This window comes from Acinetobacter sp. YQ_14 (assembly GCF_043102985.1).
In the GTDB taxonomy this organism is placed as follows: Bacteria; Pseudomonadota; Gammaproteobacteria; order Pseudomonadales; family Moraxellaceae; genus Acinetobacter; species Acinetobacter venetianus.
Map to the genome: position 1 here is coordinate 170232 of NZ_JBICJJ010000009.1, position 14669 is coordinate 184900.

The window sequence follows — 14669 nt, forward strand, 5'->3', positions numbered from 1 at the left end:
TCTATCAATTTTTGCTTACGCGTTCTTGTATTCAACCAAAATACGTAGCATACGGCGTAAAGGTTCTGCAGCGCCCCAAAGCAGTTGGTCACCCACTGTGAATGCACCTAAATATTCTTTACCCATATTTAACTTGCGTAAACGGCCTACAGGTACAGTTAAAGTACCAGTAACGGCAACAGGAGTAAGATCGGTCATCGACGCTTCACGTGTATTCGGTACAACTTTAGCCCATTGGCTAGAGCTACGAATCATGTCTTCGATTTCATCAAGTGCTACATCTTTTTTCAATTTTAATGTAATTGCTTGAGAGTGACAGCGCATTGCACCGATTCGAACACAGTGACCATCAATAGGAACGATCTGTTGATTGCCCAAAATCTTATTGGTTTCAACTTGACCTTTCCATTCTTCCTTAGACTGACCACTTTCGAGTTGCTTGTCGATATAAGGAATTAACGAGCCAGCCAATGGCACGCCAAAGTTCGCTTTAGGGAAGCCTTCACCGCGTTGCAAATCTGCGATTTGACGGTCAATATCAAGAATTGCAGACTTTGGATCGTCTAGTAATTCTTTAGTATTATTGTACAAGTAACCCATGCCTGTGATGAGTTCACGCATATTTTGCGCACCTGCACCTGAAGCTGCTTGATATGTCATCGAAGTTGCCCATTCCACTAAATTGTTTTGGAATAGAGAACCTAAGCCCATCAGCATCAATGAAACTGTGCAGTTACCACCAACAAAAGTTTTAGTGCCATTCACTAAACCATCTTTGATGACATTTAGGTTGACAGGGTCAAGAACGATAATTGCTTCATCATCCATACGTAATGTAGATGCAGCATCGATCCAGTAACCATCCCAACCTTCTGCTTTAAGTTTTGGAAAAACTTCAGATGTGTAATCGCCACCTTGACAGGTTAAAATGACATCCATTTGCTTCAGACTTTTAATATCTGTTGCATCCATAAGTGCTGGGGCAGTCTTACCACCAAATGAAGGTGCCTCGCCACCTGCATTACTGGTAGAAAAATAGAATGGCTCAATATGAGCAAAATCATTCTCTTCAACCATACGTTGCATAAGGACAGAACCAACCATCCCACGCCAACCGACCAGACCTACTTTCATGTCATTGTGCCTCGGTATGTAAAAAACTTTAAAGGGGTTTGAGTGTATCAAAAGCGACCACAACTGCAAGCTTTACGTAAATAAAACGATAATTTAATTGAGTGGAATAACTTGTTTGTATTAGATACAAAATTGATAAAGCCATAACTTTATTAATAAATTCCCTCTATCCTCAAGAGTAAAATTAACATGATATGGATTGAGATTTGTGCAGTAGTAGTTATTTGGCTGAGTTTATGGTCACTGATTCCTCGAGATGAATGGTGGTTTCGAGGAGCTGATTTTCCAAGATTACAAATATTAGCAGTGGGTTTAGTCACATTACTTGGCTTGTTGTTGATTAAGTCCGAGTGGACATTATTCAGAGAGCTATTATTGGTTGGGATAATTGCGGCTGTTGCTTACCAATTAAAAATGGTTTTGCCTTATACGCCGATTTGGAAAAAACAAGTTAAACATGTTACTAAACAGCAGTTAAATGAATCACAGCAGATTTCATTGCTGGTTGCGAATGTGCTTACACCAAATGACAAGTATGAATTGCTGCTCCAGCATATTTACCAGTTACAACCAGATATTGTATTAACGCTTGAATCAGATGAGTTGTGGCAGAAAGCATTGCAGCCTATAGAACAAGAGTATCGCTATAAAGTTGCAGTCCCATTAAATAATTTATATGGAATGCATTTATATAGTCGGCTTCCTTTGTTGGAATCAGAAATTAAATTTATTTTAAGCGATGAAATTCCGTCAATACATGCCTGCTTAGAGTTGCGTTCAGGGATACAAGTTCAACTTTATTGTTTACATCCTAAACCACCGAGTCCCACTGAAGCGAAAGATTCAACTTTGCGAGATGCTGAATTATTAATCGTTGGGGATCAAATTAAAGATTTAGATGAAAGTTGTATCGTGATGGGGGATTTGAATGACGTGGCTTGGTCTAGGACAACGCGATTATTTCAACGCATCAGCGGCTTACTTGACCCACGTGTTGGTCGGTATTTTATGAATACCTTTCATGCTGATTATCCTTTACTAAGATGGTCTTTAGATCATATTTTTCATAGTACCGATTTTGGTTTAGTTGAAATGAAACGTTTGTCTCATATTGGTTCAGATCACTTTCCGATTTATGTGGTACTGCAAACAGGTCGGGTTTTTGAACAACAACAGCAATCACTAGACGAAACACCATCTGATGCTGAAGAAGCTGAAGATGCTATTCAGGAAGGGATTGAAAAGGCCGAAAAGGAAGAAAAAATGGTTGTTGATGAGCTAGCGCAACCTTATAAATAAGCTGGTTGATTAAACGGCCTTGATGTAAGCAATATCGTACATGGATTTAGTCCTACAGCGAATAGTCCAGTAAGACCAAAAGGTTTATTCTAAATACATCAGCACAGGGAAGCAGGAATGGAATTCCGATCTAAGGATAGCTAGCGCTGAGATGGAAAAGCATTATGGATATGATGCATGCGATGGATGCAAGATAATAAAAAATGTGAAAGCACAACCTCATTTGCCCGAGTTTCGTAGGATGCGAAACTCGGGTTTTAATTTTTTAATAGATCTTTTCATAACCCTCAGGTCGCGTTTTAAAACGACGATGGAACCACATCCATTGTGTTGGTGCGATACGTAACTGCGCTTCAATGATTTTATTGACGCGAATGGCATCTTCAACCTCATCTTCGCTTGGCATGTTCTCAACCATAGGCTCAATCAGTACTTTGTATTTTGGATTGCGAATATCACCGTAACGATAAAAATACAGTGGGATCGCAACGGCTTTTGAGATTTTTAATAAACGGCGATGTGCGGTAACGGTTGCCGCAGGGACACCAAAAAATGGTGCCATAACCCCTTGTTTCAAGCCAAAGTCTTGGTCAGGACTATACCAAATCGCGCCACCATCTTTTAAACGACGGACTAAGCCGCGCATGTCATCGTGATCAATTTGTTGTTGGTATATCGTGGCACGACAACGATAAATCAGCATATCCAACATCGGATTATTTTGAGGGCGATAAACCACATCAGGGTCAAAATATTGTGCGCATATATAACCCCCTGCATCGAGCAGCGTACTGTGTGTCCCTAACAGTAATATTCCTTTGCCTTGTGCTTTGGCTTCTGTAATGTGTTCTAAGCCTTCAATGCTATGTCGTCCTTTAAACCATTTTGGACAATACCAAGCATTTAAGGTTTCAAATACACCTAACATCATATCGACAAAGACTTGCTTTGCTTGTGCTTCAACTTCAGCAGTTGACCATTCAGGAAAGCAAAGCTCTAAATTTCGTAGTGTCGTTTTGCGGCGCGATTTAAGTAAATGCCAGCATAATGTTGCCAAACCATGTGCCAATCGCCATTGAATAGCCCATGGCAAAATTGCCAATAACATAAGAAAAGTAATGGCGATCCAAATTTTCCAATACTTAGGAAGTAAAAACTCCCATTGAAATTCGCCAGGAATATAAGGCTGTTTTTGACTCATAAACTTAGATGCGTGGATGATGTTAAATTTTGCAGCAGTGTAGCATGAAGTGAGCCTGAGAATATGCCAACAAGTTTTTGTTCGGTTGCTACTCCGCGGAAATTGAATGATAAGTTCTTTGCCTTTATTTTAGCTGTAATACAATGCAGATCACATCAGACTCAATCCAGATTGAGTTGAGGATCAATAAAACAAAAAAGGGAAGGGATGATGAATATTCAGGAAATATCACAAGGAAAGAAAGTCGACGTTCAGAAAATGATCGAGTTTTATGATCAATTAGATGGGGTTGACTGTTCATTTATGTATGGTCGCTGGAAAGGATTTGAGGTAGTAACAGGTCATCCGATGAATGGACTATTGGAGCTGGCAAGCTGGTATGGGAAGCTATTTATTGATCAGGAAACGGTATATCCGCTAGTGATACTTAATGCGAAGAAAACAGCATTATTTTTCCTTGATCCGAAATGGTTGCCTCTAAATATTGATTTTAGCCTTCTGAAAAATAACAGTAAGTATCTAGCTGGTGCTTTGAAACTATTAAAAACCAAAGACAGTAAAGCACGTTTAAGAATGACTGAGTTTCGAGGGACAAGATCGGCAACAATGATTTATGATGAAAAGCCCATTCACGATGTGTTTCGAAAAATAGATGAGAATACCGTATTAGGCTGGATGGATCTAAAACAGCAAGCTCAGCCCTATTTTTTTATTCTGCAACGCGATAATCAAAGTTCGCTTGGCTTTGAATAATCTAACTCTCTGTGAGGATTTATCTTTTGCAAATTGAATCTGAGATCAAGTTGTACTTACACTTTTTAAATCTAAAAAGATAAAGCATATGCTTTTTGTTGATATATATAAATGACTACAAAACGGGAGCAAATCGTTGAAAACGATAAAAATAATCAAAGGTGATATTACTCAAATTGCTACGGATGCGATTGTGAATGCAGCCAATACTTCTCTCTTAGGTGGAGGTGGTGTAGATGGTGCAATTCACCGAAAAGGCGGCGCAGCGATTTTGGCAGATTGTCAAAAAATAAGAGCAAAACAGGGTGGTTGTGCTGTTGGTGAAGCGGTGATGACGACAGCGGGAAATTTGCCTGCGAAATATGTCATTCATACCGTTGGACCCACTTGGGTCGATGGACAGCACGATGAGGTTTTATTATTGGAAAATGCTTATCTGAATAGCTTTAGATTGGCTGAAAGCTTGGAACTTAAATCTATCGCTTTTCCAAATATTTCAACAAGGATATATCGCTTTCCTAAACAGCTTGCCGCACAGATTGCATTTACAAGCATTGCTGATGAGCTTAGAAATGGGCGAAGTGTAGAAGAAGTTGTATTTGTCTGTTTTGATGATGAGAATTTTAATATTTATCAAGTAATCAAAAATGCACTGAAATTAGATGACATTGCAGTAATTTAAATCGAGCACCTATCTCGATGATAGGTGCCCGATGATTTAATTATCCTTTAGATGCGTTTTCTAACTCATCCCAACGCTCTAATTTTTCTAGCAATAATTCTTCAATTTCTGCTAAACGTTGACTTGCTACAGTTGCGGCATTGGCATCCGAAACAAACCATGAACCATCTGCTAATTTTTCTGATAGTTCAGTTTGTTCAGTTTCTAGTTTTTCAATCTCAGCAGGGAGTTGTTCGAGCTCACGCTGATCCTTATAACTGAGTTTTACTTTTTTCGGTGCAGCTGTTGCTGCCGCAGCTTCAGCTTTGGCTTGTGCTTTTTTTACATCACTTTTTTGATCTACGACTTTCTGATCTGGGCGTTGCTCCAAGTAATCTTGGTAACCACCGATGTACTCGTCAATGTTGCCTTTACCATCGAATACCCATGTTGAAGTCACGACATTATCCATAAATGCACGGTCATGCGAGATCAGTAATAGCGTACCTTTGTATTCTGAAAGTAATTCTTCAAGCAGCTCTAAAGTCACCATGTCGAGATCATTGGTTGGCTCATCCATCACGATTAAGTTTGATGGTTTAAGTAACAGTTTCGCCAATAAAATACGATTTCGTTCGCCACCTGAAAGTGCTTTAACAGGTGTACGCGCACGCTCAGGTGAGAATAGAAAGTCTTGTAAATAACTGTAAATATGGCGGCGGTTTCCATTCACATCAACGTAATCAGAACCTTCCGAAACGTTTGCCATGACACTTTTTTCAAGGTCAAGTGCATTACGGAGTTGATCGAAATAGGCGACTTCAAGTTGTGTACCTGTTTTTACTGATCCACCGTGCTCAATTTCACCTAAGATCGCTTTGATCAAGGTGGTTTTACCGACACCGTTATCACCAACTAAGCCAATACGATCGCCACGAAGTACAATTGCAGAGAAGTCTTTAATCAATGGTTTATGATCATAGCTGACACTTAAGTGCTCGATTTCAAAAACGAGTTTTCCTGAACGATTGGCTTCTTGTGCCGCCATCGTTACTTTGCCTTGCTGCGAACGACGTGCTTTAGATTGTTCACGTAGGTCTTTTAATGCGCGAACACGTCCCTCATTACGAGTACGGCGCGCTTTAATGCCTTGACGAATCCATGCTTCTTCTTCTGCTAGCTTTTTATCAAATAAAGCATTTTGTTTTTCTTCTGCTTCCATTTGTTGTGCTTTAAGTTCGAGATAGCGTGAATAGTTACCTTCGTAACCACGCAAAATACCTCGGTCAAGCTCCACAATACGTGTTGCGATGCTGTCAACAAATGAACGGTCATGCGAAATGAATAGTAATGTGAGATTGTTTTGATCGAGTAAGAATTTTTCTAACCATTCGATACTTTCAACGTCTAAATGGTTGGTTGGCTCATCGAGTAGTAATACATCTGGTTGAGTCAACAGGGCGCGTGCAAGTAGTACACGGCGCTTACGACCACCTGAAAGGTCTGCCAAATCGGCATTTGGGTCAAGTCCCATTTTACCTAAGATGGTATTCACTTTGTTTTCAAGCGCCCAACCATCAAGCTGATCGAGTTTATGTTGCAACATACCCATACGATCGCAGGCTTCCATATCGCCGAGTACGCAGGCATCACTTGCTTCATGGTATTCTTTGAGTACTGTTGCAGCTTCGCCTGCGCCGTCAGCAACAATATCAGCTACTTTGCCTGAATCCATTGGCACATCTTGGGTTAACATTGAAACAGTTAAGCCATTTTGAATCGAAACTTCACCCGTATCGGGCAATAAACTTCCCTCAATCAGTTTTAATAAAGTAGACTTACCTTCACCATTACGGCCAATCAAACAGACTCGCTCGCCACGTTCTAGATTAAAGTGCGCGCCGTCGAGTAGGGCAGGTCCGCCAAATGCGAGATGGACATCCCTTAAAGTAATATAGGCCATAATGTTTCCTAAAAGTTCAGATGAGGTCTGAAATGACTAAACAACATAATTTTGATGATCACGCGTCATTTTCCGCACCCATTGAAGATTTGCAAGTCCGAATTGCATTTTTAGATGATTTAGTTGAACAGTTAAATCAACAATTGGCAATTCAGACCAAAGAAATAGCTGATTTAAAAAAACAAATGCAAATTTTGTATCAACGTGTTGAAGCATCCGATTTATCTGAAGGAATTGCACCTTTTGATCCGATGAGTAATAAACCACCGCATTATTAATATATGGCAAGCGTGAAACTTGCCATATTTTGTCTTTTATTTGACAGTTTAATATTAAAAACCATGCAGTACGATTTTACCTTTCGTTGAGCCACTTTCGATTTGTAGATGTGCTTGTTTGAGGTTCTCTGCATTAATTGGAGATAAAACTTGGGTTACTGTGGTTTTAATTTTACCAGCATCTACAAGTGTTGAAATTTGATTAAGCAGCTCACTTTGTTTGATCATATCTTCAGTTTGATACATTGAGCGTGTGAACATAAATTCCCAATGAATCGACACTGACTTTGATTTAAAGGGCTTAATGTCTAATTGCTCAGGGTCATCAATCAAGCCGAAATGCCCTTGAGGGGCGATCAGTTGTGCAATATCAGGTAAATGTTGATCGGTTTGAGTGGTCGAAAATACATACGTTGGTGCATTTAGACCGAGCTTGGTTATTTGCTCTGCTAAGGGTTGACGGTGGTCTAAAACAAAATCTGCACCGAGCTGTTTGACCCATTCGGCTGTTTCAGGACGAGAGGCAGTACTTATAATTGTTAAATTAGTTAATTGCTTGAGCAGTTGGATAGCCATTGAACCTACACCACCAGCACCACCAATCACCAAGATAGTAGTATTTAAAGGTGATGAAGTCGGTACTTTTAAACGATCAAACAACATTTCCCATGCGGTGATTGCCGTTAAAGGTAAGGCCGCGGCTTCAATAGTATCGATCGACTTTGGTTTATGCCCCACTATGCGCTCATCTACTAAATGCAATTCGCTGTTGCTGCCTTGACGATTCAGTGCGCCTGCATACCAAACAATATCGCCAACTTTAAATAATGTTACCTCCTCGCCGATAGCTTCGACGATACCGACAGCATCCCACCCTAAAATTTTCCATTGATCTTGTTCAGGATTTACATTGTGACGAATTTTGGTATCAACTGGATTTACAGAAACTGCTTGAACGCGGATGAGTAAGTCATGACCTTGTGCGGTTGGTGCATCAATTTCAATATCAATGAGCGCACTTGTAGATGAGATAGGACTTGCTTTTTGATATGCCACAGCTTTCATGATGGTGATTCCTCTTGTTCGGAATTTGAGCTTAGCGTAAGCTTAGATTATGTGACTACACACAAATAACGCTCATAGTGTCAAAAAGGATACTGTTGTATGGCAAAAGCACGACATTCGAGTTTTGATTGCTCACCTGGTTGTTCTGTTGAAGCCGCCATTAGCTTGATTGATGGAAAGTGGAAATGCGTTATTCTCTGGCATTTATTAAATGAAGGTACATTACGGTTTAACGAAATTCGAAAACGTATTCCTTCTATTACACAGAGAATGTTGACCAATCAACTTCGTGAGTTAGAACAAGATGGCATTATTCACCGTGAGGTCTATCCTCAGGTTCCCCCTAAAGTTGAATATTGTTTAACTGATTTTGGCCATAGTTTAGAGCATATTTTATTGGCTCTAAAAAGTTGGGGAGATGCTCATATTGATCAGTTCGGTAAAATAACTTCAGTTGAATAAAATAAATCGAAGCAGTTATAGATGATGAAGTATCATTTTATATAAATAGATCGATTTCTAGTTTATAAATGAATTGAGTAATATTTTTAGGTTGTAACTTGCCTTTTTTATTCAACTTATGTAACGCTAATAAAAGGATGTTTTGGGCGACATTATGAGTAATATTGGAATTTGGATAACGGTTGCGATTGTACTTTTTGTACTGGGTTCAATTTTTGGCTTGCGTGTAAGTCCGAGAGAAAAGGCACTAGGATTAATGCGTGATCAAGCACGAAAAATGGGACTACATCCGCGTTTAATTGTTGCTCCAGAATGGACAAAAGTTCCAATGGCTTCAGAAAAACGTGCCAGCATGGTGGCTTATTATAGTGTGCTTATTCCAGATGCACGCTTAGCGCTGATGCGAGCAAGAGTAGTTGATGGCAAGCTAGAAGTGGTGCAAGGTGATCAGAAATTTAATGATTTACCCATTGCATTAACAGGAGTTTATGCTATTGATATGCAGGCTAACTGTGTCGGGCTTTATTGGGATGAAGAAACAGACCTGAGAGCGACACAGCTTGAAGATATGAAAGCTTATTTACATGAATTAGCGAAGCGCTAATTCTTTGATTGATCATAGGAATTTTTTTTAATTATGGCGAATACCCCACGCTCTGCTTCAAAAAGCACAGCAGCTTCAACATCTGCTGCAAATAAACGTGCCTTAGTGATTGTGGAGTCGCCTGCAAAAGCGAAAACCATTAATAAATATTTAGGCTCACAATTTGTTGTGAAGTCATCGGTCGGTCACGTACGTGATTTACCTACAGGTGGCGGTGCAAAATCAACAGAAAAGAAGCCAGCTACACGAACCAAGCTCACAGAAGAACAAAAAGCTGAGAAAGCTCAAAGTGCATTGATCAACCGTATGGGTGTTGATCCTGAACATGATTGGATTGCACATTATGAAGTGCTTCCAGGTAAAGAAAATGTTGTTGCTGAATTAAAAAAGCTCGCTAAAGATGCCGATGCCATCTATCTCGCAACGGATTTGGATAGAGAAGGGGAGGCAATCGCTTGGCATTTGCGTGAAGTGATTGGCGGTGATGACAGTCGTTACCATCGTGTTGTATTTAACGAAATTACCAAGAATGCGATTCAAGAAGCGTTTAAACAGCCAACACGCCTTGATTTAAACCGCGTCAATGCACAGCAAGCACGTCGATTCCTTGACCGTGTTGTTGGCTTTATGGTGTCACCACTTTTGTGGGAAAAAATTGCGCGTGGACTTTCTGCAGGGCGTGTTCAATCTGTTGCGGTAAAACTGGTTGTTGAGCGTGAACGTGAAATTCGTGCATTTATTCCAGAAGAATATTGGCAAGTCTTTGCAGACACCTTGTCTAAGAAAGATGACATTCGTTTAGAAGCCGTTCGACAAGCAGGTAAAACGCTTAAGCTTAAAAATAAAGCTGAAACTGATGCATTACTCAATGTATTAAAAGACGCAGAATATAAAGTTGCGTTACGCGAAGATAAGCCGACTAAGGTAAACCCAAGCGCACCTTATATCACTTCAACCTTACAACAAGCAGCCAGCACACGCTTAGGTTTCTCTGTAAAGAAAACCATGATGCTTGCGCAACGCTTGTATGAAGGTGGTTTTATTACTTATATGCGTACCGACTCAACCTTTTTGAGTGATGACGCTGTGAATATGGTACGTAACCATATTCAACAAAGCTTTGGTGACAAATACCTACCAGCGAAACCAAATCGTTATGGCAATAAAGCAGGCGCACAAGAAGCCCACGAAGCAATACGTCCATCAGATGTAGTTTTGACGGGTGACAAGCTTGCAGGCGTAGAACGTGATGCTCAGCGTTTATATGATTTAATTTGGCGTCAATTCGTTGCGTGTCAAATGACACCAGCTGAATATTTATCATCAACTTTAACGGTTGAAGCGGCAAATGTTGAATTGAAAGCCAAAGGTCGTACTTTGGTGTTTGATGGCTTCACCCGCGTTCGTGGTGCCAATAAATCTGATGATGATATTTTATTGCCTGCGGTAAAAGTAGGTGAAGTGCTTAAGCTAGAGAAGCTTGATCCGAGTCAACATTTTACTAAACCACCTGCGCGCTTTACTGAAGCATCTTTGGTAAAAGAATTAGAGAAAAAAGGCATTGGTCGTCCATCGACTTACGCTGCGATTATCTCGACGATTCAAGAACGTGGTTATGTAAAGCTTGAAAACCGTCGTCTGTTTGCAGAAAAGATGGGTGAGATCGTTACTGATCGTTTGGATGAAAGTTTTAACAACTTGATGAATTATGCTTTTACAGCAGATTTAGAAGGACAGTTAGACCGCGTTGCGACAGGTGAACGTAATTGGAAAGAGTTACTCGATACATTCTACGGTGATTTTAAAAAGCGTTTGACCAATGCACAGGGTGAAAACGGTATGCGCCGTAATCAGCCTGTTGAAGTTGCAGATGTGCCATGTCCTGAATGTTCGCGTCCAATGCAAGTCCGTACAGGAACGACAGGTGTGTTTTTAGGATGTTCTGGTTATAACTTGCCACCAAAAGAACGTTGTAAAGGTACGCTCAATTTAACCCCTGTAGAATCTTTAGCAGCATTATCAGATGATGATGGTGCAGAAACTGCAGACTTAATGTCCAAACATCGTTGTCCTAAGTGTGGGACGGCAATGGATAGCTATGTGGTTGATGGTGGTCGTAAACTTCATGTCTGTGGTAATAACCCTGATTGTGATGGCTACGAGCTTGAAGAAGGCGAATTCAAAATCAAGGGTTATGATGGCCCAACCATTCCATGTGATAAATGTGATGGTGAGATGCAGTTGAAAACAGGTCGTTTTGGTCCATACTTCGCTTGTTCTAGCTGTGATAACACACGTAAAGTATTAAAAAATGGTCAGCCTGCGCCACCACGTGTTGATCCAATCAAAATGGAACATCTACGCTCAACCAAGCATGATGATTTCTTCGTGTTACGTGATGGCGCAGCAGGTCTATTCTTGGCGGCAAGTAAATTCCCGAAAATTCGTGAGACACGCGCACCAAAAGTTGCGGAGTTACGAAGTGTTGCAGATCAGCTTGATCCTAAATATCAGTTCTTATTGCAAGCACCTGATGTTGACCCAGAAGGAAATGCAACTGTAGTGAAATTTAGTCGTAAGAACCAAGCGCAATATGTAGGTTCTGAAACAGCAGAAGGTAAGCAAACCAAGTGGAGCTTAGTTTTCCAAGATGGAAAATGGGTAGAAGGCTAAATGGAGGTAAAACCGAAGAAACTCGCGGTATTAATTGATGCTGATAACTCTTCGGTTAATTCTATTGAGTCTGTTTTAGAAGAAATTGCTAAATATGGTATTGCCAGTGTAAAGCGTGTATATGGTGATTGGAGTAGCGATAGCCTAAAAAATTGGCGTGAAGTTTTGCTACCCCATGCCATAACACCTGTACAGCAATTTGCCTATACAAAGGGTAAAGATGCGACAGATATGATTCTCATCATAGATGCCATGGATTTGCTTTACAGTGGCGCACTCGATGGTTTTTGTATTGTATCCAGTGACAGTGATTTTACCCCATTGGCATCAAGGATTCGTGAAAGTGGTTTGATAGTCTATGGTTTCGGGCGTAAGAAAACACCTGAAGCTTTTAGAAAAGCTTGTGATAAATTTATTTATGTCGAAAATCTTGAGATAGAAGAAAAAGATGATATAAAACAAGACAATTTATTGCAAAAAGAAATTAATAAAGAACCTGTTAAAACTGGAAAATTAGAAAATAAGCAACAGGTTGATCCTGCAACATTGAATTTAATTTATAAGGCGGTGAAAGATAATTCAGATGATGGTGGTTGGGCGTATTTAGGTGCCGTGGGAACTTATATTTCGACTGTAAAGCCTGATTTTGATACGCGAAATTATGGGCATGCCAAACTATCTGGTTTAATTCAAGCACTAGATTTGTTTGAAACTAAGCTGCAAGGTAGTCAAATGTATTTGAGGAAGCGTAGCTTTAGTACCTTTGTTAAATTTGTACAAAAAGCTATTCATCAACATTGTGATTCGAGTGGTTGGACAACAATTGAAAGTGTTGTCGAGGTTCTGAAAAAGTCAGACTTTAATATTAGAGATTATAAAGAAGCTATTAAGACTATTCATAGTGGTTGGCTTGAGTTTTCTGAAGATGGTGAAATGGTTAAAGTTGCTAGATTAATGCCATAGAAATATTAAATTATTGAGACAAAATTAATGTGGAAAAATATCCGAGTAGCATGTCTATTAGTTGTGCTTTTGATCGTTGCAGTAAATGCATATCGCGATCAAAATCAAAACTGGAATCAACCCATTAATATTCTTTTACACCCGATCAATGCAGATGGTTTGGCTTCAACACAACAATATATTGAACAATTACAGTCAGCTGACTTTGCTGATGTAAAACAATATTTAGAAGAAAATAGTCGACAGTATCGTGGGCAAAGTAGTTATTTCATGATTCAAATTGGTCGAGAGTTACACGCTGTGCCCCCACGAATGTCAGACCAACCAAGTATTTTGAAAAATATCATATGGAGTCTCAAGTTTCGCTATTATGCTTGGAAGCAACATCAATCTATTGATGGATCGCCGAGTTTAACCTTATATCTCAATTATTATGATCCAAAGCAAACAAGGGAATTAAAACACTCTACGGCATTAGAAAGAGGACGAATTGGATCAGTCAATTTATTCGCATCACGGAAACAAGTCGAGCAGAACAACGTCGTTTTGGTACATGAGCTGCTACATGGTTTTGGCGCAACGGATAAATATAATTTAAATACGGGTGAACCCGTTTTTCCAATTGGCTATGCTCAAGCGGATAAACAGCCTTTGTATCCGCAGACTGAAGCTGAAATCATGGGTGGGCGTATTCCATTATCGGCGCAAAAAAGCAAAATGCCGCAGAACTTAGAGCAGACCGTGATCAGCGTAATAACTGCACAAGAAGTAGGCTGGATTAAATGAACTGTGGATAAATCTGGACTTATCCATATTATTTAAAATGATTGCTACAAAATAAAAAAACTGAAATAAAACACAGATTTTTCTGACATTCCGTCATTAATTCTCAACATGCCTTATACAGAATTCACTGTAAAAGGCGCTCAATATATAAATATAACATTGATGATAAAAGAGTAAATAATGATGAAAACTGTGGGTAATGACCTCATTCGTAATCAGCTGCATGCTGATCGTAAGTGGTATTTGTTATTAGGTGTCTTATTGGTCGTTTTTGGTTTGGTTCTTTTAGCGGCGCTGCCATTTGCAACATTATCTGCCGTACTTTTATTCGGTGTACTGATGATGTTGGGTGGTATTTTACATTTTGTCGCTGCATTTATGGTGTTTAAAGGTGGTACACGTTGGTTGTGGGCCTTATTTGGTATTTTGTACTTGGTGGCGGGTTATTTTGCGTTTACTACGCCTGTGATTACCGCGGTCGTACTTACCAGCTTTTTGGCAGTTGCTTTGATTATTGCGGGTATCATTCGTACTGTTAATGCTTTTATTCTCAGACCGATTTCTGGATGGGGTTGGGTGTTATTTTCAGGTATCTTGACGCTACTAACAGGTATTTTAATTCTGTCATCGCCTGATTCACCTTTCTGGGTATTAGGTATGTTTCTTGCGATTGATATTTTATTCCAAGGGATTAATTATTTGACCTTTGCTAGTGCCATTAAGCAGCTTCCTCATAGTTCTACTACTATTTAAATATTTAGATTGCCTCAGAGCATGTGTTTACATGCTCTTTTTGTTTTTAAGTCATCAGAAACATATCAAGTGTC

The 14669-nt window shown here is 39.7% G+C and carries 14 protein-coding genes; 10 read left to right on the plus strand and 4 right to left on the minus strand.

Annotated elements, in window-relative coordinates; genetic code table 11:
* Positions 1 to 15: 15 nt before the first annotated feature.
* Complete coding sequence (gene asd, locus ACF8D3_RS04845; RefSeq protein WP_004876674.1) at positions 16 to 1134, minus strand: aspartate-semialdehyde dehydrogenase; 1119 nt, start codon at positions 1132 to 1134, stop codon at positions 16 to 18.
* A 189-nt stretch (positions 1135 to 1323) separates the two neighbouring features.
* Between asd and ACF8D3_RS04850 the strand changes: the two genes are divergently transcribed.
* On the plus strand, positions 1324 to 2433 hold the full coding sequence (locus ACF8D3_RS04850) for an endonuclease/exonuclease/phosphatase family protein (RefSeq protein ID WP_392470469.1): 1110 nt from the start codon (positions 1324 to 1326) through the stop codon (positions 2431 to 2433).
* A gap of 265 nt (positions 2434 to 2698) precedes the next feature.
* Here the strand turns inward: ACF8D3_RS04850 and ACF8D3_RS04855 are convergent, their stop codons facing one another.
* Positions 2699 to 3634 (minus strand): lauroyl acyltransferase, encoded by a 936-nt coding sequence (locus tag ACF8D3_RS04855; RefSeq protein ID WP_392470471.1) that lies wholly within the window; start codon positions 3632 to 3634, stop codon positions 2699 to 2701.
* Positions 3635 to 3844: 210 nt separating this feature from the next.
* Between ACF8D3_RS04855 and ACF8D3_RS04860 the strand changes: the two genes are divergently transcribed.
* Positions 3845 to 4387, plus strand: coding sequence for a DUF4334 domain-containing protein (locus tag ACF8D3_RS04860; RefSeq protein WP_392470473.1), 543 nt, complete (start codon positions 3845 to 3847; stop codon positions 4385 to 4387).
* 136 nt (positions 4388 to 4523) lie between these two features.
* The gene (locus ACF8D3_RS04865) at positions 4524 to 5069 is read left to right on the plus strand and encodes an O-acetyl-ADP-ribose deacetylase (RefSeq protein ID WP_392470475.1); all 546 of its coding nucleotides are present in this window, start codon (positions 4524 to 4526) and stop codon (positions 5067 to 5069) included.
* Positions 5070 to 5109: 40 nt separating this feature from the next.
* Here ACF8D3_RS04865 and ACF8D3_RS04870 read toward each other — a convergent pair whose 3' ends face one another.
* The gene (locus ACF8D3_RS04870; protein WP_392470478.1) at positions 5110 to 7011 is read right to left on the minus strand and encodes an ATP-binding cassette domain-containing protein; all 1902 of its coding nucleotides are present in this window, start codon (positions 7009 to 7011) and stop codon (positions 5110 to 5112) included.
* Positions 7012 to 7043: 32 nt separating this feature from the next.
* Here ACF8D3_RS04870 and ACF8D3_RS04875 point away from each other — a divergent pair, with 32 nt between their 5' ends.
* Positions 7044 to 7289, plus strand: coding sequence for a SlyX family protein (locus tag ACF8D3_RS04875; protein WP_007478968.1), 246 nt, complete (start codon positions 7044 to 7046; stop codon positions 7287 to 7289).
* Between the two features lie 54 nt (positions 7290 to 7343).
* Here the strand turns inward: ACF8D3_RS04875 and ACF8D3_RS04880 are convergent, their stop codons facing one another.
* Positions 7344 to 8354 (minus strand): zinc-binding alcohol dehydrogenase family protein, encoded by a 1011-nt coding sequence (locus tag ACF8D3_RS04880; RefSeq protein WP_392470481.1) that lies wholly within the window; start codon positions 8352 to 8354, stop codon positions 7344 to 7346.
* Positions 8355 to 8453: 99 nt separating this feature from the next.
* Between ACF8D3_RS04880 and ACF8D3_RS04885 the strand changes: the two genes are divergently transcribed.
* The 6 genes from ACF8D3_RS04885 to ACF8D3_RS04910 all read left to right on the plus strand — a co-directional run bounded on the left by ACF8D3_RS04885 (position 8454) and on the right by ACF8D3_RS04910 (position 14595).
* Positions 8454 to 8816, plus strand: coding sequence for a helix-turn-helix domain-containing protein (locus tag ACF8D3_RS04885; protein ID WP_004876693.1), 363 nt, complete (start codon positions 8454 to 8456; stop codon positions 8814 to 8816).
* A 154-nt stretch (positions 8817 to 8970) separates the two neighbouring features.
* Positions 8971 to 9420: a hypothetical protein gene (locus ACF8D3_RS04890; RefSeq protein ID WP_061397881.1), complete on the plus strand. Its 450-nt coding sequence runs from the start codon at positions 8971 to 8973 to the stop codon at positions 9418 to 9420.
* A gap of 33 nt (positions 9421 to 9453) precedes the next feature.
* Positions 9454 to 12093: a type I DNA topoisomerase gene (gene topA / locus ACF8D3_RS04895; protein ID WP_004876697.1), complete on the plus strand. Its 2640-nt coding sequence runs from the start codon at positions 9454 to 9456 to the stop codon at positions 12091 to 12093.
* Positions 12094 to 13056: an NYN domain-containing protein gene (locus ACF8D3_RS04900; RefSeq protein WP_061397880.1), complete on the plus strand. Its 963-nt coding sequence runs from the start codon at positions 12094 to 12096 to the stop codon at positions 13054 to 13056. It abuts the gene before it with no gap.
* Positions 13057 to 13083: 27 nt separating this feature from the next.
* The gene (locus tag ACF8D3_RS04905; RefSeq protein WP_278395712.1) at positions 13084 to 13842 is read left to right on the plus strand and encodes a hypothetical protein; all 759 of its coding nucleotides are present in this window, start codon (positions 13084 to 13086) and stop codon (positions 13840 to 13842) included.
* Between the two features lie 180 nt (positions 13843 to 14022).
* On the plus strand, positions 14023 to 14595 hold the full coding sequence (locus tag ACF8D3_RS04910) for an HdeD family acid-resistance protein (protein WP_019385731.1): 573 nt from the start codon (positions 14023 to 14025) through the stop codon (positions 14593 to 14595).
* Positions 14596 to 14669: the final 74 nt, after the last annotated feature.

Bases quoted from the DNA above. Each gene is read 5' to 3' on its own strand.
- asd (WP_004876674.1), bottom strand. From the start codon at position 1,134: ATGAAAGTAGGTCTGGTCGGTTGGCGTGGGATGGTTGGTTCTGTCCTT.
- ACF8D3_RS04850 (WP_392470469.1), top strand. From the start codon at position 1,324: ATGATATGGATTGAGATTTGTGCAGTAGTAGTTATTTGGCTGAGTTTA.
- ACF8D3_RS04855 (WP_392470471.1), bottom strand. From the start codon at position 3,634: ATGAGTCAAAAACAGCCTTATATTCCTGGCGAATTTCAATGGGAGTTT.
- ACF8D3_RS04860 (WP_392470473.1), top strand. From the start codon at position 3,845: ATGAATATTCAGGAAATATCACAAGGAAAGAAAGTCGACGTTCAGAAA.
- ACF8D3_RS04870 (WP_392470478.1), bottom strand. From the start codon at position 7,011: ATGGCCTATATTACTTTAAGGGATGTCCATCTCGCATTTGGCGGACCT.
- ACF8D3_RS04875 (WP_007478968.1), top strand. From the start codon at position 7,044: ATGACTAAACAACATAATTTTGATGATCACGCGTCATTTTCCGCACCC.
- ACF8D3_RS04880 (WP_392470481.1), bottom strand. From the start codon at position 8,354: ATGAAAGCTGTGGCATATCAAAAAGCAAGTCCTATCTCATCTACAAGT.
- ACF8D3_RS04885 (WP_004876693.1), top strand. From the start codon at position 8,454: ATGGCAAAAGCACGACATTCGAGTTTTGATTGCTCACCTGGTTGTTCT.
- ACF8D3_RS04890 (WP_061397881.1), top strand. From the start codon at position 8,971: ATGAGTAATATTGGAATTTGGATAACGGTTGCGATTGTACTTTTTGTA.
- topA (WP_004876697.1), top strand. From the start codon at position 9,454: ATGGCGAATACCCCACGCTCTGCTTCAAAAAGCACAGCAGCTTCAACA.
- ACF8D3_RS04900 (WP_061397880.1), top strand. From the start codon at position 12,094: ATGGAGGTAAAACCGAAGAAACTCGCGGTATTAATTGATGCTGATAAC.
- ACF8D3_RS04905 (WP_278395712.1), top strand. From the start codon at position 13,084: ATGTGGAAAAATATCCGAGTAGCATGTCTATTAGTTGTGCTTTTGATC.
- ACF8D3_RS04910 (WP_019385731.1), top strand. From the start codon at position 14,023: ATGATGAAAACTGTGGGTAATGACCTCATTCGTAATCAGCTGCATGCT.